The sequence below is a fragment of the Bacillus horti genome (genome assembly GCF_030813115.1).
Lineage (GTDB): Bacteria > Bacillota > Bacilli > Caldalkalibacillales > JCM-10596 > Bacillus_CH > Bacillus_CH horti.
The window spans coordinates 76120-101648 of the sequence record NZ_JAUSTY010000016.1; the positions used below are offsets into that span (position 1 = coordinate 76120).

Annotated in this window: 22 protein-coding genes; 7 read left to right on the forward strand and 15 right to left on the reverse strand. The window is 39.4% G+C overall.

The window, feature by feature from the left end; genetic code table 11:
* Nucleotides 1-38: 38 nt before the first annotated feature.
* From J2S11_RS16695 to J2S11_RS16705, 3 genes are read right to left on the reverse strand one after another with little or no spacing between them, the layout of a single operon-like run.
* Nucleotides 39-1475, reverse strand: coding sequence for a hypothetical protein (locus J2S11_RS16695; RefSeq protein ID WP_307396438.1), 1437 nt, complete (start codon nt 1473-1475; stop codon nt 39-41).
* 40 nt (nt 1476-1515) lie between these two features.
* A complete protein-coding gene (locus tag J2S11_RS16700; RefSeq protein WP_307396440.1) occupies nt 1516-2862 on the reverse strand; it encodes a ribonuclease H-like domain-containing protein in 1347 nt (448 codons plus the stop codon).
* Nucleotides 2804-5140, reverse strand: coding sequence for a DEAD/DEAH box helicase (locus J2S11_RS16705; protein ID WP_307396441.1), 2337 nt, complete (start codon nt 5138-5140; stop codon nt 2804-2806). The genes J2S11_RS16700 and J2S11_RS16705 overlap by 59 nt, the downstream gene beginning before the upstream one ends.
* A gap of 137 nt (nt 5141-5277) precedes the next feature.
* On the opposite strand from J2S11_RS16705, the gene J2S11_RS16710 reads away from it, so the two are divergent.
* Complete coding sequence (locus J2S11_RS16710; protein WP_307396443.1) at nt 5278-6114, forward strand: M55 family metallopeptidase; 837 nt, start codon at nt 5278-5280, stop codon at nt 6112-6114.
* 192 nt (nt 6115-6306) lie between these two features.
* Here the strand turns inward: J2S11_RS16710 and J2S11_RS16715 are convergent, their stop codons facing one another.
* Genes J2S11_RS16715 through J2S11_RS16725 form a run of 3 tightly spaced genes read right to left on the reverse strand, consistent with a single transcriptional unit; the run spans nt 6307 to nt 7263 of the window.
* On the reverse strand, nt 6307-6783 hold the full coding sequence (locus J2S11_RS16715) for a hypothetical protein (RefSeq protein ID WP_307396445.1): 477 nt from the start codon (nt 6781-6783) through the stop codon (nt 6307-6309).
* A 58-nt stretch (nt 6784-6841) separates the two neighbouring features.
* Nucleotides 6842-7120: a hypothetical protein gene (locus tag J2S11_RS16720; protein WP_307396446.1), complete on the reverse strand. Its 279-nt coding sequence runs from the start codon at nt 7118-7120 to the stop codon at nt 6842-6844.
* A 41-nt stretch (nt 7121-7161) separates the two neighbouring features.
* Complete coding sequence (locus J2S11_RS16725) at nt 7162-7263, reverse strand: MerR family transcriptional regulator (RefSeq protein WP_307396449.1); 102 nt, start codon at nt 7261-7263, stop codon at nt 7162-7164.
* Between the two features lie 554 nt (nt 7264-7817).
* Here J2S11_RS16725 and J2S11_RS16730 point away from each other — a divergent pair.
* Both J2S11_RS16730 and J2S11_RS16735 read left to right on the forward strand, forming a co-directional pair.
* Complete coding sequence (locus tag J2S11_RS16730; protein ID WP_307396451.1) at nt 7818-8549, forward strand: MerR family transcriptional regulator; 732 nt, start codon at nt 7818-7820, stop codon at nt 8547-8549.
* A 16-nt stretch (nt 8550-8565) separates the two neighbouring features.
* Nucleotides 8566-9168, forward strand: a complete 603-nt coding sequence (locus J2S11_RS16735) for a CPBP family intramembrane glutamic endopeptidase (RefSeq protein WP_307396453.1) — start codon at nt 8566-8568, stop codon at nt 9166-9168.
* Nucleotides 9169-9271: 103 nt separating this feature from the next.
* Here J2S11_RS16735 and J2S11_RS16740 read toward each other — a convergent pair whose 3' ends face one another.
* From J2S11_RS16740 to J2S11_RS16760, 5 genes are all read right to left on the reverse strand, one after another.
* Complete coding sequence (locus J2S11_RS16740; protein WP_307396455.1) at nt 9272-9574, reverse strand: MTH1187 family thiamine-binding protein; 303 nt, start codon at nt 9572-9574, stop codon at nt 9272-9274.
* Between the two features lie 140 nt (nt 9575-9714).
* A complete protein-coding gene (locus tag J2S11_RS16745) occupies nt 9715-10521 on the reverse strand; it encodes a nucleotidyltransferase domain-containing protein (RefSeq protein WP_307396457.1) in 807 nt (268 codons plus the stop codon).
* A 143-nt stretch (nt 10522-10664) separates the two neighbouring features.
* A complete protein-coding gene (locus J2S11_RS16750; RefSeq protein WP_307396459.1) occupies nt 10665-11582 on the reverse strand; it encodes an aldo/keto reductase in 918 nt (305 codons plus the stop codon).
* A gap of 114 nt (nt 11583-11696) precedes the next feature.
* The gene (locus J2S11_RS16755) at nt 11697-12773 is read right to left on the reverse strand and encodes a M42 family metallopeptidase (protein WP_307396461.1); all 1077 of its coding nucleotides are present in this window, start codon (nt 12771-12773) and stop codon (nt 11697-11699) included.
* A 97-nt stretch (nt 12774-12870) separates the two neighbouring features.
* Nucleotides 12871-13731, reverse strand: coding sequence for a gamma-glutamylcyclotransferase (locus J2S11_RS16760; protein WP_307396462.1), 861 nt, complete (start codon nt 13729-13731; stop codon nt 12871-12873).
* Nucleotides 13732-13878: 147 nt separating this feature from the next.
* On the opposite strand from J2S11_RS16760, the gene J2S11_RS16765 reads away from it, so the two are divergent.
* Nucleotides 13879-15987, forward strand: coding sequence for a beta-propeller domain-containing protein (locus J2S11_RS16765; protein WP_307396465.1), 2109 nt, complete (start codon nt 13879-13881; stop codon nt 15985-15987).
* Between the two features lie 150 nt (nt 15988-16137).
* Here the strand turns inward: J2S11_RS16765 and J2S11_RS16770 are convergent, their stop codons facing one another.
* Nucleotides 16138-17373: an MFS transporter gene (locus J2S11_RS16770; RefSeq protein WP_307396467.1), complete on the reverse strand. Its 1236-nt coding sequence runs from the start codon at nt 17371-17373 to the stop codon at nt 16138-16140.
* 250 nt (nt 17374-17623) lie between these two features.
* Between J2S11_RS16770 and J2S11_RS16775 the strand changes: the two genes are divergently transcribed.
* Together J2S11_RS16775 and J2S11_RS16780 are read left to right on the forward strand one after the other, a co-directional pair.
* Nucleotides 17624-18601 (forward strand): copper amine oxidase N-terminal domain-containing protein, encoded by a 978-nt coding sequence (locus J2S11_RS16775; protein WP_307396469.1) that lies wholly within the window; start codon nt 17624-17626, stop codon nt 18599-18601.
* A 447-nt stretch (nt 18602-19048) separates the two neighbouring features.
* Entirely contained in the window at nt 19049-19486 is a 438-nt protein-coding gene (locus J2S11_RS16780; RefSeq protein ID WP_307396471.1) for a DnaJ family domain-containing protein, read from the forward strand.
* A gap of 19 nt (nt 19487-19505) precedes the next feature.
* Here J2S11_RS16780 and J2S11_RS16785 read toward each other — a convergent pair whose 3' ends face one another.
* Nucleotides 19506-20378 carry an AraC family transcriptional regulator gene (locus tag J2S11_RS16785; protein WP_307396473.1) on the reverse strand — a complete coding sequence of 291 codons (873 nt, stop codon included), beginning with the start codon at nt 20376-20378 and terminating at the stop codon, nt 19506-19508.
* 127 nt (nt 20379-20505) lie between these two features.
* On the opposite strand from J2S11_RS16785, the gene J2S11_RS16790 reads away from it, so the two are divergent.
* Nucleotides 20506-21855 (forward strand): MATE family efflux transporter, encoded by a 1350-nt coding sequence (locus tag J2S11_RS16790; RefSeq protein WP_307396475.1) that lies wholly within the window; start codon nt 20506-20508, stop codon nt 21853-21855.
* A 98-nt stretch (nt 21856-21953) separates the two neighbouring features.
* On the opposite strand, the gene J2S11_RS16795 is transcribed toward J2S11_RS16790, so the two are convergent.
* Nucleotides 21954-23003 (reverse strand): LacI family DNA-binding transcriptional regulator, encoded by a 1050-nt coding sequence (locus J2S11_RS16795; protein ID WP_307396477.1) that lies wholly within the window; start codon nt 23001-23003, stop codon nt 21954-21956.
* Between the two features lie 113 nt (nt 23004-23116).
* On the reverse strand, nt 23117-25480 hold the full coding sequence (locus J2S11_RS16800; protein ID WP_307396480.1) for a glycoside hydrolase family 31 protein: 2364 nt from the start codon (nt 25478-25480) through the stop codon (nt 23117-23119).
* Nucleotides 25481-25529 lie beyond the last annotated feature (49 nt).

Here is a 25529-nt window from a genome sequence, read left to right on the forward strand (position 1 = left end):
TTTTTCCACTCTACCCTTATATTTTCTCTAACTATTTGCTATATGATTCCTATTCGATGAAGGCTATAAAGCAACAAGGGTAACACTAACAAACAAACCAAATTAAAACTAAGATTTTGCCGAGCAATGGTCCATGGAGACTCGTCAGTTATGCTAGAAACCATAAGAATGGATCCCGAAAAAGGAGATAATGAAGTAGCCAAGCCCCAAGCCATTAGTAAATTTGCTGCTAGAAACACAGGACTAACACCCAGTACACTCGGCTCTAGAGAGCTTCCTATTCCAACAACGACAATAATGGGATGAATCCCAATAGCAGCCAAGGTGACAGTAAAAACAATAATTAATAAAGCAAGCAGATAGGTCATCTCAAATGAAAATCTATAAATTAATGTGGAGATTATTTCTCCAACATTCGTATACGATATAGCCATCCCGAAAAATCCAGCACTAATAAAAACAACCACTTCATTTTTTAGCCTAGTGAATGAGCCTTTAATATACTCGACTACAGAATGAATAAAATCCTGCAAAATACCAATTCTTATAGCCCAAGCTAGCGGGTAGAAAACAGCCATAAGCGAAACCACCGTTAACATACTTAATTCAGTAAGCATATCGAAGGTAAAGGACAAAATAATTAAAACAGATGCCCAGATGGCTAATGATTTTATCTTACGTGAAATATCCATTTCATTATAGCTTGCTTTATCCATGGGTGCTCTGCTAAACGAATCCTCATGAAATTGAATCCTTTTAAAAAATACTGTGGCCAAAACACTATAAGCAATAGCCAGTAGGAGACCTACCCAGCCTACCTCAACCCAAGACAAATCAAACAAGACTAAAATCAGACCAACATTAACAAAATAAGGGGACCAAAACATACAAAAGGTAAACGCCCTTAACAGAACAACCCCCATCTTCTTCTGTTCAAAAGAGGGGAAGCTTTCCTGAGCAATTCGGTAAATAAGTGGGAGACTGCCTAAGTTAAGAATAAGACCCATTGAAGCTGTTAATAAAGCACTCCACCGGTATGGGTGAGCCTCTTTCCCCTGCTGTAGCTGCATAAGTTTATATTTTAAAGCTGTTAAATACCCACCCGCTGAAATCACAATCCCTATGAGCGGAACTACAAAAAACAAAGTGAGGAGATTGATGTTCTGACCAAAGCCCTCAATTACAACCCATGGATCAATACGATACATCAAAAAAATTAGGAATCCACCAATCAGAAGAAGGATGACAGCAATCTGATTTCCTTTCCTTACAGAAAACACTCCGAAGACGAGCAGAATGATGGTAAGGAGACTATATACTCTCTCAAGCCATATAGAGGGCACAAACACATGCACAAGATATAGGATAGCTATAGAACATGTAATGATTCCTAATAACATGGTAAGACGATCCTTAAACGTGACGGATGATCGGTCTGTATCTTGGATTGTTCGTTGTCTATCTGTAGGAGTCACAAACCATCTCTTCCTTCCCTCTCCATATTGATATATTTAATCAGTATCCATTCTTTAATTGCTTTAATTCCAAGCGCTCAATTCTCCTCTGGCATTCCTTCCCATCTTCTGTTCTACTTTTTCGAAGGAATGCCGCCCTGTTTTTCCAGTGCTCATAGGCTTTAGCTGCATAGTATAAAGCCTGCTCATAATCCTTATATTGATGCTCATACAGCTTAGACAGTTCAACATAAACATCTACTGAATCAGTATGAGTAGAAAGCTCCTCCCATAGCTTTTTAGCTTGGGTATAATTTTTATCCTTTTTGTAAAGCATCGCCAATAAGTGCTTTGCCTTGTTAGAGTGGGGGTGATCATCCTCTGCGAGACTTTGATACAAAAGCATCGCATGCTCCGTCTCTCCCACAGCTTCATACCATCTACCTACCTGAAACAATTCTTCGGGAGAACAAACCGTGTAATTAATATCTAGAAGAATACGTGAAATATGAATATACAGGCTGATTAAGGAGCATACATCTAACTCATTATGTTTGACGATTCCCTCAATAACGGTAGGATCTTGAGTACGCAAATAATCAAAATAGAGCATTGGAGCTAAATAGCCTGGTGTATCCTCTTCTCTTTCTATCCCTAAAATATGATTCTCAACCACTCCCAGACGGCAGGAAGGCAGTGTATCCTTCCATAGTCTCCGACTGGCGTGAAGTAAATCAAAATGACCAAAGCTTGGTAGCTTAGGCAGGCGTTCACGGATCAGTGTATGTCTAGTTTTGACCTGAGGCCAATCAAATGCTTTACCGTTATACGTTACCAAGCGGTGTATATCATTTATATCGGTTAAAAAATGGTGATATAAAGCTAATTCACAGGATGGATCAGAAAGGAAAAATTGCTTGACCTTTACCTTATCCTGTTCGACCTGACTATAGCCAAGCAAGAAAATGGTGTTTCCTGTTCCCCCTCCAAGTCCTGTTGTTTCCGTATCAAAAAAGTACAGATCCTCTAACCTTAAGGATCTAGATGATAAAGGATGAGAGAGACGCTCTTGATTCCATCTCTCCACAATTTCCTCTAGTTCACTATAGGAGTACCTCCCGCAATACGTACTAGTAGAATAAGAAACCTCTCTAATCCACGTATGCTGATCCTCATAAACGTGTGGCTTAAACTGAAGCTTTTCCCACTCCTTAGTATGAGTAGGACTAATGTCAGGCTCACTAAGACTTTGTTGTGGGAAAGAACCGCCACTCAGCTCTCGCAAAGGAGAATGACTGCCACTTATACCTTGTTGTGGCGAAGATGTGCTATCCTTCACGCTATTTTCTTCAGTTTGATGCAGCCTTAAATGACCCTTTAACCGATTGAGCTTGCCCTTGAGCGACATTTGTATCACCTTCTCCCCTTACATGGCGCAGCATGCGTAGAGCTGCTAATTTTATGTTCTCTTCATGCTCTACCGATCCGATACAGGATGGACAGCCTACTGTACAAGGACAGCTTTGAAGGACATACTCTGCTTGATCCAGCACCGTATGAATTTCTTGATAGATTTGCTGGCTTAGACCGATTCCACCAGGATAGCGATCATACAGGAAAATCGTTGGACGATCAGAATGGACCGCCTTGATTTGTGGCACCACATGTAAATCATTCGTATCACACATGACAAAGATCGGGGCAACATGTCTCAGCACATGAGCTAGCCCTGTTAACCCATGCTCTAATGTATCCTGACCTAGCTCCTCTACCCAGCTCATAGGAAAGCTAATCCACGCCGAGCTTGTATGTAGCTCCTCCTCTGGAAGATGAATCGGACCCGAACCAATATTGTCATGTGTTTCAAATTTGATCTTTTTAAATATCGTAGCCATTGCGTTGATCATCACATCTCCATAGCATACTTCAGTAGGGCCATGTCCTTTTTGTTGATCAATTTCTAGCACCTTCAATTGAACAGCTAGGTTAGCGTCTGTGAAATAATCGACATCCACCTCACGCACGAACGCCTTTTTCTCCTCATAGTCTAGCTTCTCAACCTGATACTGTGTCCCTTGATGCAAATAAATCGCTTCATCATGAAGCAGAGTCATCGCACTAAAACGATCCATCTCCCCTATCACTTGGACATTGGCTACATCCGTTTGATCAATAATAATGACGTTCTCCGAGGAGGCTGATCGTAAGCTTACGTTGTGGGCAGGAAAGGAATCATTCATCCAATACCAGCTATTTCTTCTATAGTGTAGCACCTGCTCCTCTGTTAGAAACGTTAGAATCTCTTCTACCTCGAGTCCATCAAATGTCTCCCCCACCTTAAAAGGGAGTTCAAACGCTGCACATTTTAAATGATCCACAAGAATAATCAGATTATCTGGAGCGATTTGGGCCTGCTCAGGAGATCGATTAAAGAAATACTCAGGATGCTGAATCACATATTGATCCAATGGCGTAGAGCTAGCTACCATTACCACAACAGATTCATCCTGCCTTCTTCCAGCTCTCCCTGCCTGCTGCCAGGCGCTAGCAATAGAGCCTGGATAACCATTTAGCACACATACCTGAAGCTGTCCAATATCTACACCAAGCTCCAAGGCATTCGTACTAACGACTCCCATAATATCTCCTTTACGAAGCCCTTTTTCAATCTCTCTGCGTTCCTTGGGCAAATACCCCCCTCGATATCCTCTGATCGATTTAGGACCAAGCTCCCGCTGAACGAGCTGCTGCAAATAATTAAGCAGAATTTCAACTCGTACTCTGCTTCTAGCAAAAACGATCGTTTGAATTCTATTTTTTAAAAATAGCTCTGCTATTTTCCTAGTTTCTAGTGTTGCACTTCTCCGGATATTCAAGGGCTTGTTCACAACGGGAGGGTTGTAAAAAACAAAATGCTTTGTCCCCGTAGGAGCACCATTATTATCAATCAGCTCCATAGCTGTTCCAGTCAGCTTTTCAGCAAGCTCCTTTGGATTTGCAATGGTTGCTGACGTACAAATAAACTGTGGCTTGCTCCCGTAAAATTCACAGATGCGCTTCAATCTACGCAATACATTGGCAACATGGCTACCAAAAACCCCTCGATAAATATGTACCTCATCAATGACAATGTATTTTAGGTTTTCGAATAAAGCGACCCACTTCGTATGATGAGGTAAAATAGCCGCATGTAGCATATCGGGATTTGTCATAACAACATGGCCTGCTTTTCGTACAACCTGCCTTATATTAGCCGGAGTATCCCCATCATAAGTGTAGCTATTAATTGGAACACCTAACTCATCTATAAACTCATTTAATTCGCTTTTCTGATCCTGAGCCAAGGCTTTCGTAGGGAACAGATACAAAGCCCTACTTTCAGGCTTGCGTAAAATCGATTCTAAGACAGGCAAATTGTAGCAAAAGGTCTTCCCCGAAGCAGTTGGTGTAACAGCAACAATATTTTCCCCTGCCTCCGCTAGCTCAAACGCTGAAACCTGGTGCGTATATAAGGCATGAACACCTCTACTCTCAAGAGCTGTTCTAATCCGTTGATCGAGAGCCACGGGAAAGTCCCCCACTTTTGCTTCTCTTGGGGGAATCGTCTGCCAATGAGCAATATTTTCTTTAATATCCTGCTCCTCGTTCATCATCTTCATGATTTCTACAATGCTTTGCTTCTTCATCCGATCACTCCTCATTCTCTCTCTATTGTATCGAATGAGTGTTCGTTTCGCAAATGAACTTTTTCTATTTCATAGTCTTCTCTCTTAGCTAGATGTGCTATGATTTAAGAAGAATAATCACAGACGAGGTGAAGAAAATGAAGGTTTTTATCTCAGTAGACATGGAAGGAATATCTGGAGTAGCAACAGGCCAGCAGATGCAGGACCCTGAATACGGACGTTTTAGAAAGCTTATGACACAGGATACAAACGCAGCCATTGCAGGAGCATTTGAAGCAGGTGCAACGGAGGTTCTCGTAGGAGATTCTCACGGTAATATGTCGAATATTTTAATAGAAGAGCTCGATCCGAGAGCTAGATTAATTTCCGGGAGCAATAAGCTGTTATGTCAGATGGAAGGTATTGATGAAACGTTTGATGCCGCCTATTTTGTGGGCTACCATGGGCGTGAAGGTGGCTCCGAAAGAGCAGTCATTAACCACACAATTTCTGGACTATGTGTGACTGAGATCAGAATTAACGGTCGACCTGTTGGAGAAGCAGAAATCAATGCTGGAATTGCTGGTTACTATGGAGTGCCTTGTGTATTAATAACCGGAGATGATGTCCTAGCAGAAGAAGTAAAGGAAACATTACCAGACATAGAAGCAGCTATTGTAAAAAGAGGCATCGATCGTTTTACAGCAGAGCTTTTGTCCCCTCAGCATGCTCAGGAGATTATTAAAGAAAAAGCTAAGCTAGGTCTACAAAAAGCCAAGAGTATAAAACCCTATCAGGTAGCAGGGAAGGTTACCTTCGAAATTGAGTTTAAGCTGACCAATCAGGCTCAAATGTGTACACTTTTCCCTACTGTAGAGCTCATTAGTCCAAAAACAATTCGTATTGAAACGGATGATTATGTAGTGGGTTACAAGCAGCTTTGGGGCTGTCTGATTCTTGGGATGAAAGCGACTAGAAGTGTGTTGGGTGGATAAAATGACAAAGAAAAGAAAGGGAAACAATTGGAATTTCTTATCCACTTGTTTCCCTTTCCTCTTCATAAAAAGTTTGCCGAAACTTGTAGAATCAATTAATGCTAGTACCACAAGGCTGGAGAGCAATGTTGTAAATGCCATAGTGTACCTCACCCTCTTTTGTTGTTATACCCGCTGGCAATACTCCATCAATCATCCTGGACCCAAGCGGAACGTCTTCTCACAAACGGCCTTCGCACCATCTCCTCGCGACCTGTGAGTCGCTACTACTTCTTCGTCATAAAGAATAGTACAGCTTATCCAACTGGCATCGTCATCTATTCTTGCCTTGACATGAGTGGAAGTCAGCGGTATGAACGCGTCTTTTTGGACGGCAAATTCCTCTCTATAGGGAACTTCGATGGAATCAAAATAAATACTTTCAGGATTTTTACGGGCATTTATTTCCACCTCAAGGTCAACTACCGAATCGCCATCACTTTCCACGAGCACCTCAACGATTATTACATCCGAGTCCTTATTAACATCTTTTTTTGACTCTTCACCTTTAATTCCATCTATTGTGTCTTTTGCTATTCCGCAACCTGAAAATATGACCAGTACACCTACTAGTAAGCCTAGAAGCCAAGTATTTTTGCTTATAATCCGCGTTTGTTTACCTTTATTCATATCCGTTCTCCTCTCTCTGTTTTAGCTGAGCATTTTATCTATATAGGACATTAACTCGCTATCCATGCCCATTACTACTGGCTCTCTTTGCACCATCTGTCGGTCTTATGAGTTCCCAATATTTATTGAGTAGCTTTTCATCACCATCAAATAGATCTAATGCCTTTTCAAACAATTGGCAAGCAATGACCAGGGCTCTGAAGAATATGGAGATGAAGGCATCATACATCGTACTTGTTGAAAAATTGTTAAAAGCTCTTCCATCGTTTATCATTACTACCGAGAACAGGTAGACGGTTAAGAACGTCCATTTCCCTTGAAGTTTATGGTAAATCATCACTAAATTCGGCTGGTATTATACCTTCTACAAGAGGGCGATCATTTAATAAGTGCGGGTTGTAACAATTCAATTTGTTCATAGTAATAAAGTGTTCTTTTGCTAATATTTGCTTTTTTCGCTAATTCTCCAATTCGGATCATTGTTTACTGCTCCTTCCTCAAATTATTATAAACGATAACGTATACGTTACTGTAAAGTCATTAACTCTTGAATTATACCTATGTGCTCAAAAAAGGGGATGAATTAAAGCAGCAAATATCACGTTTGCTTAAAATGGCAAGCAGGGCAAGTGTATTGACACTTGCCTATTTGCTTGTGGGGAGTGCCTTCCCCAAACCCTGCAACTTCGGGTCAAATTGGTCCGAAGTCGGCGCTTCGCACCTCATGTGATGGCTTTGTCACCATACTGGATATTCTTTGTAAGATGAAGGGGTCAAGCTGACCCGAAGTATCGCAATCCAGGCACAGAAATACCGCCCTGCTTGTCCAATGGGGCGGTATCCTGTGTAATGCCTACAATGATGACCCCATCCAGGTACATGCTCTGACCGAACAAGCGACACTTTAGTTTAATAATTGTAATGTTCGCAGATAAAAATTATTTTTATGTATTGCGAAGGACGCTACGTAACAAGTTATTATTGATATCATAGTAATCAAAAAACAAGTATATATCTTTTCTTGGAGTGATGATATGGAACTTACTGTCGGAAATTTCGCTAGATATGTAAAAACTACCTTAAGGACACTTAGACATTATGAACAAATTGGACTTCTTGTTCCTAAGATGAAAAACCGCCTAAATCAAAAAGTTTATTCAAGAGATGAATTGAAAAAATTTTATAATATTCAGCTGCTCAAAAGTCTGAACATGCCTTTACACGAAATCAAACAACGACTTGAAAACCCAAAGTATTCTTTTAAAGATATGTTAGAAGTGCAAGAGGCTGTGCTCCTTGATAAGAAAGAGAAAATAAATATGTCATTGGAAATGATCAATAGAATTAAGAATTTAGTTATTGAAACTGGTCATTTAAAAACCGACGATCTGATGCTACTCATGAATTCAATTCGACTAGAAGAAGATCAAAGAGTAATTTTAAATCAATACTTCTCTTCAAATACCGTAGATACTATTATGCCAAAAGGTAAATCCCAACAAAAAGAGTTGGATAGGCTAAATATGAGATTGTTATCTTTTGTTCAATCAGCCATACAAAACGGACTTAGCCCTGAAAGTGATCAAGTGCAAAGAGAATTAAAAGAACTATTAAAAAAGCTTCCTCTACCTATAGACGAGCTTTCTAATACAAATAATAATTTCGATGAACAATTAGAAATCTTTCAAGCTCTACTTCCAGTTGATATGGTGGAATTTGTAAAAGAAGCGATGCAAGCTCTTTATAAAAAGCATAAGGAAGAATAAAGGGGGAAGTGAAACTATGAGCGAATTAAGTACTAAGCAACATAATAAGCTTTTAATTCAAATTGTGTTAGGTTTAATGCCTTTCTTCATATTAGGTTTAATTCTTATAGCTATTTTTAAATGGAAAGAGATTATACCCTTTATTATTTCGTTGTTTACTCCTAATGATTTATCATATCTTTCAGTAACCTTACTTGGCTTAATTGTTGGTGCAATCATAGTGATCATTACCGTCTGCCTTATTATCATGACCAAAACGGAACTACCCCAAAGTGATAGTGCAGAAATAATAAATAAACTAATGAAGACACATAGTGGTATTGCTGTAAGTTCAATAGGAGGAGGTTTTTTTGAAGAATTTTTCTTTAGGGGTGTTTTGATTGGATTGTTTATTGGTTATTCTTATGTCATTGATTGGGTCGTAATTTTTCTAAGTACCTTTCTATTTTGGATCATCCATTTACCTCAATATAAAGGGGTATACTTAGCATATTTAGGTGTATTCATAAATGGACTAATATTTGCTTTATTGTTTTACTTTACTGGTTCATTAATTCCGGCAATAATTGCCCATGCCATTTATAATCTTGGGATAGGGATTTACTTTATAAAAAAGTAGCTAAAAAATTATTAAAGTATCGCCCTCTAGATGCCTTGTGGTTATTATTCTAAACAAAGGAAAGGAAAAGGTTCTATATTAAGAGCCCTTTCCATAGCTTCCTTTATAGCTTCTCCTGAACAGACCTTACCTTGTCCTGCATGTTCACTGCCTTGTCCCTGCGATCATCAATTCGAATATTTGTCGCTACTCTTTGAATCCCTTCTTTGAAAGGAACCTCATGAATGGCTTGAATGACTTCAAACAAATCACTTAACTCCCCTTCTAAAATGGTACTCATTGGTGTTAGTTGAACCTTCACCCTATCTTCATACTGTTTAAGAGCCTTATGAATATGAACAACATAATCCTTTACACTTGGTCCTTCTGTTCCTATTGGAACAATGGTTATATCAACAATTGCCATGTCATCCATCCTCCTTATTATCTTGTTTAAAGTTTAGCTTCAACCTACACGATAGAATATCGTTCACTTAAGATTGAAACGACTAAATTATAGCACAAGGCTATCATTTTTATTGTTCTATTTATCACATGTACCCGTCTCTATAGCTTTAAAACATTAGCTTCAGTAACAAAATTCTCACATGCCCACTGTCCTTCTTTCTCAAAGTACCTGATTACGTAATTCCGTTCTGTTGGCGGATTTTCTAGCCACTTTACGAGAGTTTGAACAATAGGCTCTTTATCAGGGAAGTGACTAATAAACACCTCACATTGCTCATGAAGCCTCGTTGACCAAATCTGAGAACGAGCCATCACCATTGAATAATAGGTTCGAATGAGCTTACGACAAAAGCCTTGTACAATGGCTTTCCATTCATCGTTTGAAGCAGCTTTTAACCTAGTTATAACCCTAGTGAAAACATCACAGATATCCCCGTTAAAGCTTATAGCTATTTGAGGAGTTAGTTTGTACGGTCCAAAGCGTTCTCCTAAGTCCTCTCCATGTACACAAACACAGATCTCCTTAAGAAAAGCTTGCTCGTCATAATTCTTCGGATCAGTGACATAGTCATAGTAAGTATTTGCTACACCAATATCGCGAACCAAAGAACGATATTTTTGAGACAATTCCAAGGCAAGCTTTTTCAACTCAGCAGATCTATCAGAGCTTAACGGATCATTAAAAATAGCGAGAAGATCCAAGTCTGACTTAATAGCTACCGCATCACCTCTACCTACACTACCGTAAACATAAACACTATGTAATTGCTCAGGAAACGATTGACTAAGTTTCTCGACTGACTCTTGTACGCAAACCATATAGGCAGGCTTAATCTTATCTAAGCTAACGTCACTTATAATAAATCCTTGTTGATCAAGTCCATATCCTGCTTCTAAACTTTCCATAACAATACTCCTCCATATGAGAGATAATCCTTATATAAAAGAATAACCGACAATATATGGTCATTGTCGGCTACTCGATATTTCAAATATACCATAAATAGGATTAATAATGGAAACCCTCTATAATCTATTTACTAACATATTTAAGGAAGCACATTTCCAGCAGCACGGTAAATGCCATACCACTCCTCACGAGTTAACTCAACTTCACTTGCTTTGATGCAATCCTTTAATCTAGCCATATTCATTGTGCCGACCACTGGCTGCATTTTTGCTGGATGACGCAAGATCCAAGCAATAGCAATCGTCGTATTACTCACACCGTATTTTTCAGCAATTTCATCTATCTTTTTATTTAACTCAGGAAACTTATCATTGTTTAAGAACACGCCTTCAAAGAAGCCATATTGGAACGGGGACCACGGCTGAATCGTAATATCCTGTAATCGGCAAAAGTCTAGCACATTACCGTCCCTATTAATCGCTGCGTCATTCTCCATGTTCACGTTAAATCCGTTGGAAATCATATTCGCATTTGTAATACTTAATTGCAGCTGATTTGCAACGATTGGTTGCTTAACAAACTTTTGAAGCAACTGAATTTGCATAGGCGTTTGATTGGAAACACCAAAATGGCGCACCTTGCCTAAGCTTTCTAATTGATCAAACGCTTCGGCGACTTCCTCTGGCTCTACCAAAGTGTCTGGACGGTGTAGTAATAGTACATCTAAGTAATCCGTACGTAAGCGCTGTAAAATACCATCAACAGAAGTAAGAATATGCTCTTTAGAAAAATCAAACATTCCCTCCCGAATTCCACACTTAGACTGTAGGATCACTTTTTCTCGCACATCATCATTCATATGTATGGCTTCAGCAAAAATCTCCTCACTCTTACCAGCTCCATAAATATCTGCATGATCAAAAAAGTTTGCTCCTTCCTCCAGCGCTCCTTGCACAAACTTCTCTGCTGCTTGCTTATCTAAAGAATCTATTCTCATGCAACCTACTGCAATAACAGGCACGTCTAAGTTACTTGATCCTAGCTTAATGGTTCTCATCTATAATTACCTCCTTGAAATAGTAGCGTTATTCTACTCATTCTACATGGCTCTATCGTTTCACACAAGGAGATATGTCTTTTACTAGATTAAAGAATAGACTTTATTTGTTATCTACTCAACATCCACAAACCGAATTTCAGTTCCATCCTCTAAAGAACGCACAAATTGCTCCACCAACTGATAGCAAGCCTCAAAATCCTTCCAATCCATCACTTCTACAGGAGAATGGGCGTAGCGTGTGGGGATGGAAACGACTCCTGTTGGAATTCCACCAAGGCTAGTAGCTAAAGCTCCACCGTCTGTACCAATCCCTGGAAAGACCTCCATCTGGTAGTTTATCTCCTTCTTCTTAGCCACCTCAACCAGACGCTTTCTCACCCAAGGATGAGCTACTAAGCTGAAATCTAGCACTTTAATTCCTGCTCCTTTTCCAAGGGCTAAGGTTCCATCCATCATTTCTTCAAATGTATCACTTACCGCTGTGGTGTCTACCGCTAAAGCTACATCAGGCTGCACATGATAAGCAGCTACTTGTGCTCCACGTAAACCGACCTCTTCCTGTACGGAAAATACGGCGTATACATCTCCTGACGAAGGCTGCTCCTTCAACTCCTTTAGTAGCTCCAATAGAATGGCACAGCTTGCCCTATCATCAAAAGATTTTCCGACCAATCGAGAAACTCCGTCCGCTTGACCGATAAAATCTAGCTCACTATCCCATCCAATAGGTGTACCTACTTCTATTCCCATACTATGTACTTCCTCAGCATTTGAAGCACCTACATCAATATATAGCTGAGCATGCTTCCTAACCTTTTGGGGATCATCATATTTCATAAAATGAGCAGAGATTGTACCAATGACCCCTTTCACATAACCTGTTTCGGTTCTAAGCTTTACCTTTTGAGCTAGTATAATACGATCATCATGTCCCCCGTTTTTCTCAAAGCGGATTAATCCGTTAGGCTCTATTTTCTTAACGACAAAGCCTGTCTCATCCATATGAGCAGATAGCAAAACACTCGGAGCACTCCCTCTCCCCTTTTTCAAAGCAATGACATTTCCTAACGCATCAATACGAACCTCATCTGCATATTTCTTCGCTTCCTTATAGACAAATCTGGCCACTTCCTCCTCAAATCCCGGTGGTCCTATTAGTGAAGTTAGTTGTTGTAGTAAATCCTTCATTTACTCTTCCTCCTTCTGCTTAGATAAGTTTATTAATAGGTTTAACTCCTAAGTGAGATCTTATCTACTAGTTTTAACCATATATAGACATATCCTATTATTCCTTTTCAAGCTCATTATCCCTAATCTGCTGAGCCACCTCTGCTGCATCATTCATGGATACGGTCCAGCGAGATTGACTCGCAAGTCCTTGCTCCACTAGCTGACGTACACCACCTTGATCATGAAACAGAAAAGTCCATGGCGTACTTGAAAGAGCCTTCACCTGTAATTCTGGCACATGGAAATGTTGAGCTAAAAAGGCTTCCGACTCAGCTTCGACAGTTTCTAAGTCATATCGTAAATGAGCGTTAGAAAAATCTAGGCTACTCCCTGTTCCATTTTGAATTAAAACTGTGGCAAAGCACTTCCCTTCATGATTAAAGCCTGTCCGCACAGGAAGGAATCTCACTGCACCAAGCTTCGGAGGGTCTTGTTCATTCATTTGTGTAAATAGGAGCCGATCCTGCTGAGAGATCGCCTTATCCCAGGTTTCTTGTAAGAGGACAGGACATACCTTTGACCGCTCTTGGAACTCCACCCAATCTCCGGATTCAATCCACTTTTCAGGTGGAGTAGGAAAAGCTATATTACAATACAAAATAGCCTTCTCCACAGCTTCCTTCCCTTTATATACGTCTACTTCTATCCTATCGTACAGGTTTTCTTCACGTCCCTGTACATAACCTTCAAGCTCATCCACACCTGGCAAATCTCTCGGGTCTAGTAGATATAGCTCACCTTTCACTTTATATGTTTTGCTTTGATTGATTTCTAATACCGGATAGCCTAATCCTGTGTCAAAAAGCTTCCCATACACCCAACATTCCTGCTCAATACAACTAGAGTGGCGCAGAAAAGCATGATTGTTTTCTCCCTGTCTTAACGTCCCATACACAAATAAATATAAAGGGCTCATCTTTTTTTCTCCTTTTTCGCTTCCTATCTGCAACATAATTCTGACTTCTAAAGTCTAGTTTACTATACTAGAGAAAATTTTACCGCATCTAAAACAGCCAGACTTAACAGCATTTTTCAATTTAACTTTAAAAGGGGGAATAAAAACATGTCGGACAAACAAATTAGAAGAAAAAGCATCTTACTGCTAACAGTAGGAGTATCCGTTCTGACTATGGTTCTTCTATTGTTTATTGTTGAGCAACCACCGTCACCTTCACATTCTACTACATCGAATCCGGACACCTTACAGACTCAAGTACCAGACGTACAGCTTCTTAACGCTTCATCACAAGGTCTACCAGTAGTAGGTTCACAGGAGCAGCTTTATGAACTGGTGAAAAAGGTCTATGATGATCAAAAGGAACCTTGGTTCAAAAACCTATTTGGCAGAACCTTTAACCAAAATGATAGCTCAGGAGCAGAAGAAGAAAGTGGAGCCATAGCTGATACAGCAGCTAACTCCTCAGAATTTGCAGAAACCAACCTACAAGTAGCTGGCGTTGATGAAGCAGACATTGTCAAAACTGACGGACAAAATGTGTACAGCTTTCGTCAAAGTAACACGGGACAGTCTAGCTTACTCGTTTCAAGAGTTTACCCCATAGAGGATATGAGTATTTTACAAGAAGTAGAGTATGAGGAATACTTTTACCCTTTTTCAATGTATGTAGATGAGCAGCATCTTGTTGTGATTGGACAGGAATATCTACCCTACATAGCACAAGGCTATGATAATGATACCGAGCAGGCAACTGAGAACGTGGCTAGAGATTTAATTTCTCCTGCGGGACACTCCATGACCAAGGTCATTGTATACAATAGAGATAACTCAGGAAAGCTACAGACTGAGCGTGAGCTTGAATTTGAAGGTTCGTATCTGTCCTCCCGTAAAATAGACAAGGACATCTATGTATTAACAAACGAGTATTTAAGCTACGTGGAACCACGTACTGGCAGGCTAAAAGAAACAATAGCTCCTCCTACCTACCGTGATACGTCCATCTCTGAAGACTATCACTACATTAGCTATGATCAGATGTTCTATTTCCCTGATCCAAGCATGAATTACCTAAATGTCGCTGGATTCAGTTTAGATAAACCAGAGCAGCCTGTGGATTTGAACGCTTATCTAGGTGGAGGTCAAGACATTTACGGAACCAAAGAGCATTTATTTGTGACTCAATCTAATTATCGTACTTTAGACTCCACTTTAGACTCTAATGCCGTCAGTGCAGATATGGCTGTGAGCAGACCTTTCTTCGGTGGAGGTGTTGAATCGACAACCATCTATAAATTTGCTTGGAAAGAAGGACGTACGGAATTCATTACCCAAGGAGATGTTCCGGGAAGAATGCTAAATCAATTTTCCATGGATGAACATAACGGGCATTTAAGAATAGCCACAACATCCGGAGACATGTGGGCAGAGGATGAAAATCAATCGGAAAATCATTTATTTGTCATGGATCATCAGCTACAAATTGTTGGCCAAATTGATGGTATTGCCCCTGGCGAACAAATTTATTCAGCCAGATTCATGGGAGACCGTGCTTATATGGTTACATTTAGAACAGTTGATCCTTTATTTGTACTTGATCTACAAGATCCAACACAGCCAACTGTATTAGGAGAGTTGAAAATACCAGGTTTCAGTAACTATCTGCATCCCTATGATGAAAATCATGTGATTGGCTTTGGTATGGATACAGAAGAGTTTGTTGAAACAGACTGGCAAGGAAATGAAAGAGAGATGGCCATTCAAACTGGAGTAAAGCTTACTCTATTTGATATTACAGACCCTAATCAGCCAAAGGAAAAGTTTGTAGAGAAAATTGGAGACCAAGGAACATACTCAGATCTGAATCACAACCACAAGGCTCTATTGTTCTCTAAAGAGAGAGATATCTTTGCCTTCCCTATTCAGGTCTATAAAGCTCTACCTAATAACACCAACAAGTCACCATGGCAGGAAACGAAATTTGATTATCAGGGAATCTACATTTATGGCATAAACTCAGATCAAGGCTTCCAGTTAAAGGGCAAAATTAGCCAAATGAGTCAAGAACAAATTCAAAACAACCCATGGGATCATTACGATAGATGGATTCAACGAGCACTTTACATTGAAGATACTGTTTACACCATCTCAAACGGCCGCATCCAAGCAAATGATTTAAATAGCCTGGACTTACTTAATACGCTAGATATGAAATAAAGCATAATTTTGTGGGCAAGGTTTGAGCTTATAAATGATCAATGAATGTTTGATAAAAAGTGACTATTGCTAACCAAAATTTAGCTTCATTTAAAAAGTCCTTAAGAAACACATAACGGTGTGCTCTTAAGGACTTTTTGCAAGACAAGACTAAGCTTCCTCTGCCCACTCTCTTAGCTTTTGATCGGACGGAAGGAAATAAGCAACCACTCCGATAAGGGGCAGGAATCCTGCTGCAATCATAACAGGAGTTAAGGAAAAGATATCAACCAATCCTCCCAATGCTAATGAACCTAATGCCCCCATCCCAAATGCTAAGCCAATCGTTAAACCGGTAACCGTGCCGATTTTTCCAGGGACAAGCTCCTGAGCATATACCACCGTTACAGAAAAGCTAGATAAGATAATAAATCCGTTAATTAGGAAAATCGCATACGCCCATTCCTGACTAACATACGGAAGAATCAGGGTTAAAGGTGCTGAACCAAGCATGGAGAAAAGAATAATTTTCTTTTTACCAAAGCGATCAGCTAAAGGACCACCCATAAATGTTCCTACAGCTCCAGCCGCTAAAAAGATAAAAATATAAATTTGTGCCTCCTCAACAAGCAAGCCATACTCCTGCATAAGATAAAAGGGATAATAATTTGTAATGCTAGCATGGTACCAGGAGCGGGCAAAAATGAAAAACAAAAGCAATCCCATCGCTATTCGTACAGCTTTTATCTTCTCAGGATTCACTTTTCTAACCGCTTGTGACTTTTTAGGAGGAGCAAATACATGCATCCTCTCCTTCGCCCACCTTGCTACAAATAGCAATACAATGGAAGCCATTGCAGCAACAAACGTAAACCAAATCGCTCCAAACTGACCAAGAGGTACAAAGATTAGAACGGTCATAATCGGAGCTAAAGCCTGCCCCGCGTTTCCACCAACCTGAAAGATGGACTGTGCTAACCCTCTTCGTTGGCCAGCAGCTAAGTACACCACACGCGAGCCCTCAGGATGAAAAACAGCAGAGCCTACTCCAACCAGGACGACGGAAAGTAAAACAAAGTAAAAATTAGAGGCGAAAGCTAACCCGAGCATCCCTAAAAATGTAAAAAACATCCCCATTGGCAATAAAAAAGGAGATGGACGCTTGTCCGTATAAAATCCCACGAAGGGCTGCATAATTGAAGCTGTCATATTAAGAGCAAAGCCAATCATACCTAGCTGAAAATAGGTCAGATTCATGGACTCCTGTAGGATTGGAAAAATAGCAGGAATAACCGATTGAATAGAATCATTTAACAAATGAACAAAGCTAATAGCAAATAAAACTCTATAGGTTGTTTGCTGATCTAGGTTCACCTTCGGCTTCGGTTGAACCGTTGCTGTTTGCATAAGTGTTTCCCCCACATCTCTCTACTTTCTCTATCACTGAATTTTTTCAATCTTCATAATTAGTATCTTATCTTAATTTCTTGCTTAGAGACAAGAGTTTTTTTCGGGAGGCTAAATATTTCTATAATCTTACTAGAGGATTTTTACTCCGAGACTTTCGGTTTATCTCTGAATGTAAAACTTTTCAATTTATTTTACGTCTATAACACTAGGAAAAGAAATGAAAAACAAAGAAAGGAGACGATCACCAATGAATAACATATCAAATTACACACAAAAAATGATTCAAAAAATCACAATAGCTACTTTACTAACATCACTAGTCGGTTCTGCCGCATTTGCTCCACCAAGTGCTTTTTCAGCAAAGGATGATAAGAGCCACTCCGCAACCCCTTCTGCCTATGTAAATAACTATAAAGCAGATGGTGAAGTGCTTATTCAGAATGGACTTACCTACGCTACTCTCACAGATATGAGCCACCTAGGAAACTATAAATTTTCCTTTAACAACGAAAAGAAAGAAATTACGGTTAGGAATGAAAATGATACGTATGTCCTTAAAGTAGGACAAAAACTAGCAAGCAAAAATGGTGAAACACAGTCGCTTTCTGCTACACCGATCATTCATAACAATAAAACCTTGGTTCCTTTACGAGCGTTAGGAGAGCTTTTTCAAGCGAGGGTTCAATGGAATCAATCTACAAAAACAGCTTATATTTTAAAAGCAGATCAAGTCATTCTTGAGAAGCTTAGTAGCGCTGATCTTAGCACCAAGCGTAACGCTGCTGTGAATCTACCAAGATATTCGCCATTAAAGGAGCATGAACTAGAACATCTTGAACAGCTTGGAGATAGCAACTATAGCAAAACCTATTATTTTGAAAAAGGAAAGTCAGATTCCTTCTTTGAGAAAGATTTTCGAGATCTAATCAGCTATTATGAAATTGAGAATAATATGGCTGTGCTAAAATGGCAGGCAAACCTAGATTCACAAAAGCAAGAAACGCACAGCGATCTATTTTTTATCAGTAATCCTGTTCTGAATGAAATCGGGGCTCGTCCAGCCGTTGAGAACTGGATTGTAGCCGAATTCTACTATGTACTTATGTCAGATTCAACTAATTATTCTCTTAGAGATAAAAACAAAATTTATATAGAACCAACAACAGTCATTTTAGAAAATTACAAGATAGAGAACGTTATCGTTCCTATTCCTGATGAAAAATAAGTCCATGAATTCTAATGGACATTTTTGCACCTTAGACGTGTTTTTTTAGACTCCAGAATTTCTAACGGTCATACGTGCACCTTAGCCGAGTAATAAGTGAAAATCTGCTGGATTTTTCATTCTAAGGGTATCCTATGTCCGTTAGAAATCAAATTTGATAATAATCGCCCTCTAAGAGTCTGATTTGTCCGTTACATTTTTCCTCTCCCCATGAGCTTTATACTCCTACTCTTTCATAAATTCTAGAACCTTAACACAAGATTATATTATGATATTTGTCACAATTTCGCTTATAAATGTAGCCAAAATCATTTGCATAAAGAGATATAATTTAATTAACAGAGTAGATTATAGATTTGCAGGCCTCAAGCTTAAATTTGTTATCTATTACGTCATGATATGGAGATCTTATAAGGTCATGAACTACATTTAAGGAGGTTTAAGATAATGAGTAACAACAATCATAACTTCGACCTTAAGAATCAGAATAATCAACAAAAGGCAAGAGTAAATGAGGATCAAGCTCAGCCAAAGTACCAAAGCTGGATGGATACGATCTACAATGATTATGTAGCAAGTGGTGGCATGGATGACCTTCCTGGTAAAGGAAATCCCTTAAATCTTCAAAACAAAGATGCTCTCCAAAGCGTTCTAGAGGAAGCTGGGTATATTCCACAATGGTTAGAGCTCCAGCACAAAATACGAGATCAGCTCCTAGACCTTATAAAACGTAAAGACTCCCTTGATGAACAGTCACTTCAAGCTGAAGTCATTAAGCTAAATCAACAGATTGCTAAATTTAACAGCGAGGTTCCAAATGCTCAGCTGCAAAAAACAAGAATTTTCCCTGATATTATGGAAAAGCAAGTCAAGCATTGGCTTTAAGCGAAACGAACTGCTTGTTCTAAATTATTTTACGTCCAATAATTCTCCTGTATTGAATAGGTGTAATCCCTTCTATTTTTTTGAATAGCTTTGTAAAATAAGTGGAGTCCGTAATTCCTACTTCTTTTGCAATGGCAGTCATTTTTTCATTTGTTGTTGATAAAAGGTGCTTAGCAACAGACATGCGATAATGAGCTAAATACTGTGTCGGAGTCATTCCCGTTGAATATTGCATACAGCGTGTAATGTAATCCGGATGGAACAGCAGCTCCTGACTGATATCCTCCATTTTAATTGGTTCTTGAAAATGACCATGAATATAAGCGAGCACCTTTTGACTGACCTGCTCAGCTGAGCTGGGTATGGATAGAGCTTCCTTCTGCAAAAATAAAATAAACTCTCCAAATAGAATCTGCTGCCTTAGCTTCGCATCAGGGGCATGGAGGAAATCCAATTCTACGATTCGTTGAAGCATACTCTCTAGCGTTTCTCTTTGCTTAATTTTTTTATACTTGGGGATATGCATTAAAAACTCTGCTGGATTAGTCCAAGTCCCTTCTTCAATCATAATTTTACTCCAATCAATATTCCCTTCCTCAACTAGCCTACATTCATTTTGCATCTGAAAGTGGAGCCAATAATAATCCGTCTGCTGTTTACACCCAAGATGTCCGTAATGCTTAAGCATTGGAGAGAGGATGACATACTCACCTTCTTCTACCTCATATTGAACCTCATCTTCTGTAATAAACAGCTCTCCCTTTTTCACGTACAGCAAATCAAATAGCCTTAAGTCTGATCTTTTCATGTGTTTTTGTCCAATAGCAAAGCTGTCTTCTTCACATTTAATAAAAGTAGGAAATGGTGGAGAAATAAAAGTCAAGATACTCATGATACAGCTCCTTCTATTTAAGTCGAGATAGTGCAAATTAAATCGAATATTTCTCTTCCAATTCTTATATATTCACTTTATACTACATATAGCTTGAGTTCGTCAAAGTTCAAAGGAGTCTTACATAATGAGTAAACAAACAATCAAGAAAATGACCCTATTTACGCTCACATGGCCGATTTTTATTGAGCTTTTACTGCATATGTTTATGGGTAGTGCAGATACATTGATGCTTAGTCAATACTCAGATAATTCCGTTGCAGCTGTTGGTTTGGCTAATCAAATTTTAAATATGGTTATTGTTATGTTTGGATTTATCGCCGTTGGAACAAGTGTTATTATTGCTCAGTTTCTAGGAGCGAAACAAGAAAAGGAAGCGTCTGAGGTCGTTATCGTTTCTATTACAGCCAATATTGTGTTTAGCCTAGTGCTAAGCGTAGTCCTCTTTGTCTTCGCTGAAAGATTTCTCATTTGGATGAACGTTCCGCCAGAGCTTATGGATGAAGCGCTCATTTATACTAAGGTTGTAGGAGGATTCTCCTTCTTAACAGCATTAGTGATGACAGTTGGAGCAGCGATTAAGAGCTACGGCTTTACAAAGGATGCGATGTACGTAACAATCGGGATGAACATTCTCAATATATTAGGAAACTTCATCTCAATCTATGGGCCTTTTGGGCTCCCAGTGCTTGGAGTAGAAGGAGTTGCTATTTCCACCGCGATCAGTAGATTGATTGGACTAATTATCATTACTGTATTGCTGTTTAAAAGAATTGAGCATAAGCTTCCTTTCAACCTATTATTTCGTTTTCACAAGGGACATTTGTCTAAGCTATTAAAAATAGGTGTACCTTCCGCGGGTGAGCATTTAGCCTACAACACATCTCAATTACTAATCGTTTACTTCATTACTATGCTAGGAACGGAAATGCTCACAACGAGAGTATATACAGTTAATCTGATGATGTTTATTCTGGTATTTGCGAGTGCTATTGCTCAAGGTACACAGATTTTGATAGGGCATAAGGTTGGGGCTGGAGATCACAATGGTGCTTACCAATTGTGTATGCGTAGCCTTAGGTATTCGATGGTTATCTCTCTTGGGATGGCCGCTATCATTACGTTGTTTTCTGACTCCTTATTCGGAATTTTTACGGATAACCAAAGCATTATAGCTTTAGGTGGAACCCTGATCATGCTTTGTATGCTCTTAGAGCCTGGAAGATGCTTTAACTTGGTGATCATTAGTTCCTTAAGAGCTGCAGGTGACGTTAAATTTCCTGTATATCTCGGTATAGCTTCTATGTTCGGAGTATCTGTTACTTTAGCTTACCTTCTAGGCATTCATTTTGGTCTAGGACTTATTGGAGTTTGGATTGCTTTTATTGCCGATGAGTGGCTAAGAGGATTACTCATGCTTTGGAGATGGCGCTCTAGAGTATGGGAAAGAATGACTTTCGTAAAGCAAAAGGGCTAACTCTTTATTGAGCTAGCCCTTTTTTATATCCCTCACATTAATTGTATAATTAAGATATACCTAACTTATACCTTCAATGCTGATCATGGGGAGTATTATTAATCTCCTGTCTTAACAATGTTGCTATCTTTAGCTGCTCCACATGTCCCACGAACAATCAGCTTATGAGGAATAATGATACGTTTAATCGGTTCATTTTTGTTTTCAAGCATTTGGATTAAGCTTTTCGTCGCTTGAAATCCTAAATCAAACGTATTGATCTCAACCGTAGTTAATGGCGGACGAGACATCTCCGCCAATAATGTGTTATTAAAGCTGATGACAGACACATCATCTGGAATTCGAATGTTCATTTCATTTAACGTGTTAAGCACACCCAAGGCCATTAAATCATCTGCTACAACAAACGCTGTAGGTGGATGAGCAAGATGCATTAATTCCTTTACTGCCTGTCTCCCACCTTCAGTTGTACAATCTTCATGCATTAAATACTCATCATTGAACTCTACTCCAGCCTCACGCAAAGCACTTTCATAGCCTAACACACGCTCAATGGTTACAACCTGATTCAGGTCTCCCCCAACAAAGGCAATCCTCTTGTGTCCAAGCCCAATAAGGTAGTTGGTCACCTCTTTAGATGCACGATAATTATCATTATCGACATGTGTAATTTGTTCAACCTGAGTAAATGGCTTTCCAATAACCACAAAAGGGAAAGAGTTATCCTGTAGGTACGTAAGGATTGGGTCATCAACCTTTGAGTAGAGCAAAATGACTCCGTCCACTCTACCACCATGCACCATCTGTCTGACCCCTTCATAGATTTCCTCTTCCGTTTTTCCTGTTGTCATATGAAGGCCAAACTGTCTGTCATGTGCTCCCTCACTAAGTCCTCTTAGAACGGTAGGAAAAAAGGGATTCTGAAAAACAATTCCGTTTGAGCTAGGCATCACTAAACCGATCGTTTCCGTCGATTGAATAGCTAAGCTTCTAGCAATCATGTTTGGGTGATAGCCTAGCTCCTTTAACGCTTTGTTCACAATCTCTTTTGTCTTTTCACTAATTCTAGGGTTGTTGGCAATCACACGAGATACAGTTGATGGTGATACATTTGCTAATTTAGCCACATCCTTTATTGTAACAGCCACTTTACTCCCCCCTTTATCTGCACAGAAGTCTTTATCATCTTTTTTATCTATTTAAATCTTTGATATACATTTAATACTTTAGCATTATTTGTATAATTTTGTAATGCTAGAATTTATTCTGATAGAGAGACAGTAAGAATTCCCTCTTCTGATTGAGTGAAATCAATTTGTTTGTCGTTAACAAACACTTTCTCCACATAATTTGCTTGATGAATGAACAAGGTCTTCTTCTTTCCGTCCTGATAATCACCATTCGATTCTACCGTCATATTCAGAACACCAGCTTCACAATGAGCAGTAAAGGTTGTTTTCCTCCACTCCCCTTGCTCATAGGAAAACGTTTTTCCATCATCCTCGTAATGTGTAAACGCAAAGCTCTTACCTTCATCATAATAGCAATGAACGTATCTGTTGTCATCTTTTTCTTTCGTATTCTCTTTTGTGTCTCCAAGCACAATGAAGCTTCCCTTTTTAATAAAGATCGGCAATTTATCTAGTGGTGCTTTAACTAAATGATGCTGTCCACCTGTATACAGATCATTATTCCAATAGTCTACCCATTCACCTTCTGGCAGATAGACAACTCGATGCTCTGTTTTAGGAGTAATCACTGGAGCAACGATAACATTAGAACCAAGCATAAATTGATCCTGTAAATGATGAGTATTTGAATCCTCAGGATACTCTAACACAAGAGGTCTCATAACAGGTAATCCATCTTCATGCGCCTCTCTAAACATCGTATAAAGCTGTGGTAGCCACTGATAACGCAAACGTATATATGCAGCAATAATCTTCTCATACTCTTCACCAAAGCTCCAAGGCTCTTGACGATCAGCTGAAATAGCACTGTGATTTCTAAAGAATGGCGTAAACACACCTACCTGTGTCCAGCGAGTGAGAAGCTCTCCATTCGCATGGAAATCAAAGCCTCCAACGTCTGGACCAGAGAAAGGTACTCCAGATAATCCTAAATTCATCACCATTGGTAAGGAAAGCTGTAAATGCTCCCAAAAGCTTCGATTATCTCCTGTCCAAACAGCAGCATAACGCTGTATTCCAGCAAAGCCCGCTCGTGTTAGAACAAAAGGACGATTCCCTTGTAAATTTTTCTTTTGCCCTTCATAGGTGGATTGAGTCATACGGAAGCCATACAAATTGTGGAGCTCTCGATGAGTTTTAGGATCTCCATCATTACCATGAATGACATTCACATCCATCGTTTTTGTCTCGTTAAAAACAGCGGGCTCGTTCATATCATTCCAAATGCCTTCAATACCGATATCTGAATAAAAACGTTGCTTTTCTCCCCACCATTCACGAACTCTCTCTTCTGTAAAGTCAGGGAATGCACTCACACCTGGCCAAACTTCTCCATTATAGATATTGCCCTCGATATACTTACAAAAGTAGTCCTCACGAACACCTTCTTGATAAATCGCATATTCCGGGTCAACCTTCACCCCTGGATCAACGATAGGAACTATGTGTACACCCTGTTCTTTTAACTCCTGCACAAGCTCCTTCGCATCAGGGAAGCGATTCCCATCAAACGTAAATACACGATAGCCGTCCATGTAATGAATATCTAAATGCACAACATCTAATGGAATGCCTTTTTCCTTGAACGTTTTTACTAAAGTACGAACTTCCTCTGCCGTCTCATAGCTATATCTTGATTGATGGTAGCCTAACGACCATTTTGGTGGAATAGGAGCTCTTCCTGTTAAAGTGGTATATTGAGTAATAACCTCTTTTATTGCAGGACCAACGAATACATAGTAATCGATCTGTCCTCCTGCACTTGCAAAAGAATAGTATTCAGGATCATTTTTCATATCAAACGCTGTGCGCCATGTATTATCAAAATACAAACCATGAGCAGCACCATCACGTAAACTAACGAAGAAAGGAATGGATTGATACAATGTATCTGTTTCTGGATTGTGCGGAGCATACATATCCGTGTTCCACATCTCCATCCGATCTCCACGCTTATTTAATCCACCTGGCTTTTCACCAAAGCCGTAGAAATGATCCTTAGACTCCATTTTTTTATAACAGATGACCTCTCCATTCGCCTTGTAAGCCATTCCTTTTTCCTGCTCTGTCACAATCACTCTACCATTAGCATCCATAATCTGAATACGAATAGGAGACTTTCTCAGATAGACATGAATATGCTCTGTTTTAATCTGATAACCCATGTCTTCCTCAACGATCTGAAGCTCTACAGGCTTGCTTTGGCCGACCACAGCCGGACTAGTCTTAAGTGTAGCTGCTCCGAATGGATTAGCTGTAATACGTACTGTATGAGCATTGAAAAAGCTAATAGCTACTTCTCCTGTCTTTGTCTTAACAGAGACAATATCATTCTGAACAGATAAGGACTCTACACTGCCAATATCGAACAATTCGTCTCCTTTATTATCTTTAAGTTTGCCAGGATGAATGGCAAAGCTAGTATCCTGAAGCATTATTTTTTCCTCCTCCAACCTAGATGCTAAGCTTTCTATTTAGTTGATG

Bases quoted from the DNA above. Each gene is read 5' to 3' on its own strand.
- J2S11_RS16700 (WP_307396440.1), bottom strand. From the start codon at position 2,862: ATGTCGCTCAAGGGCAAGCTCAATCGGTTAAAGGGTCATTTAAGGCTG.
- J2S11_RS16705 (WP_307396441.1), bottom strand. From the start codon at position 5,140: ATGAAGAAGCAAAGCATTGTAGAAATCATGAAGATGATGAACGAGGAG.
- J2S11_RS16710 (WP_307396443.1), top strand. From the start codon at position 5,278: ATGAAGGTTTTTATCTCAGTAGACATGGAAGGAATATCTGGAGTAGCA.
- J2S11_RS16715 (WP_307396445.1), bottom strand. From the start codon at position 6,783: ATGAATAAAGGTAAACAAACGCGGATTATAAGCAAAAATACTTGGCTT.
- J2S11_RS16720 (WP_307396446.1), bottom strand. From the start codon at position 7,120: ATGATTTACCATAAACTTCAAGGGAAATGGACGTTCTTAACCGTCTAC.
- J2S11_RS16725 (WP_307396449.1), bottom strand. From the start codon at position 7,263: ATGATCCGAATTGGAGAATTAGCGAAAAAAGCAAATATTAGCAAAAGA.
- J2S11_RS16730 (WP_307396451.1), top strand. From the start codon at position 7,818: ATGGAACTTACTGTCGGAAATTTCGCTAGATATGTAAAAACTACCTTA.
- J2S11_RS16735 (WP_307396453.1), top strand. From the start codon at position 8,566: ATGAGCGAATTAAGTACTAAGCAACATAATAAGCTTTTAATTCAAATT.
- J2S11_RS16740 (WP_307396455.1), bottom strand. From the start codon at position 9,574: ATGGCAATTGTTGATATAACCATTGTTCCAATAGGAACAGAAGGACCA.
- J2S11_RS16745 (WP_307396457.1), bottom strand. From the start codon at position 10,521: ATGGAAAGTTTAGAAGCAGGATATGGACTTGATCAACAAGGATTTATT.
- J2S11_RS16750 (WP_307396459.1), bottom strand. From the start codon at position 11,582: ATGAGAACCATTAAGCTAGGATCAAGTAACTTAGACGTGCCTGTTATT.
- J2S11_RS16755 (WP_307396461.1), bottom strand. From the start codon at position 12,773: ATGAAGGATTTACTACAACAACTAACTTCACTAATAGGACCACCGGGA.
- J2S11_RS16760 (WP_307396462.1), bottom strand. From the start codon at position 13,731: ATGAGCCCTTTATATTTATTTGTGTATGGGACGTTAAGACAGGGAGAA.
- J2S11_RS16765 (WP_307396465.1), top strand. From the start codon at position 13,879: ATGTCGGACAAACAAATTAGAAGAAAAAGCATCTTACTGCTAACAGTA.
- J2S11_RS16770 (WP_307396467.1), bottom strand. From the start codon at position 17,373: ATGCAAACAGCAACGGTTCAACCGAAGCCGAAGGTGAACCTAGATCAG.
- J2S11_RS16775 (WP_307396469.1), top strand. From the start codon at position 17,624: ATGAATAACATATCAAATTACACACAAAAAATGATTCAAAAAATCACA.
- J2S11_RS16780 (WP_307396471.1), top strand. From the start codon at position 19,049: ATGAGTAACAACAATCATAACTTCGACCTTAAGAATCAGAATAATCAA.
- J2S11_RS16785 (WP_307396473.1), bottom strand. From the start codon at position 20,378: ATGAGTATCTTGACTTTTATTTCTCCACCATTTCCTACTTTTATTAAA.
- J2S11_RS16790 (WP_307396475.1), top strand. From the start codon at position 20,506: ATGAGTAAACAAACAATCAAGAAAATGACCCTATTTACGCTCACATGG.
- J2S11_RS16800 (WP_307396480.1), bottom strand. From the start codon at position 25,480: ATGCTTCAGGATACTAGCTTTGCCATTCATCCTGGCAAACTTAAAGAT.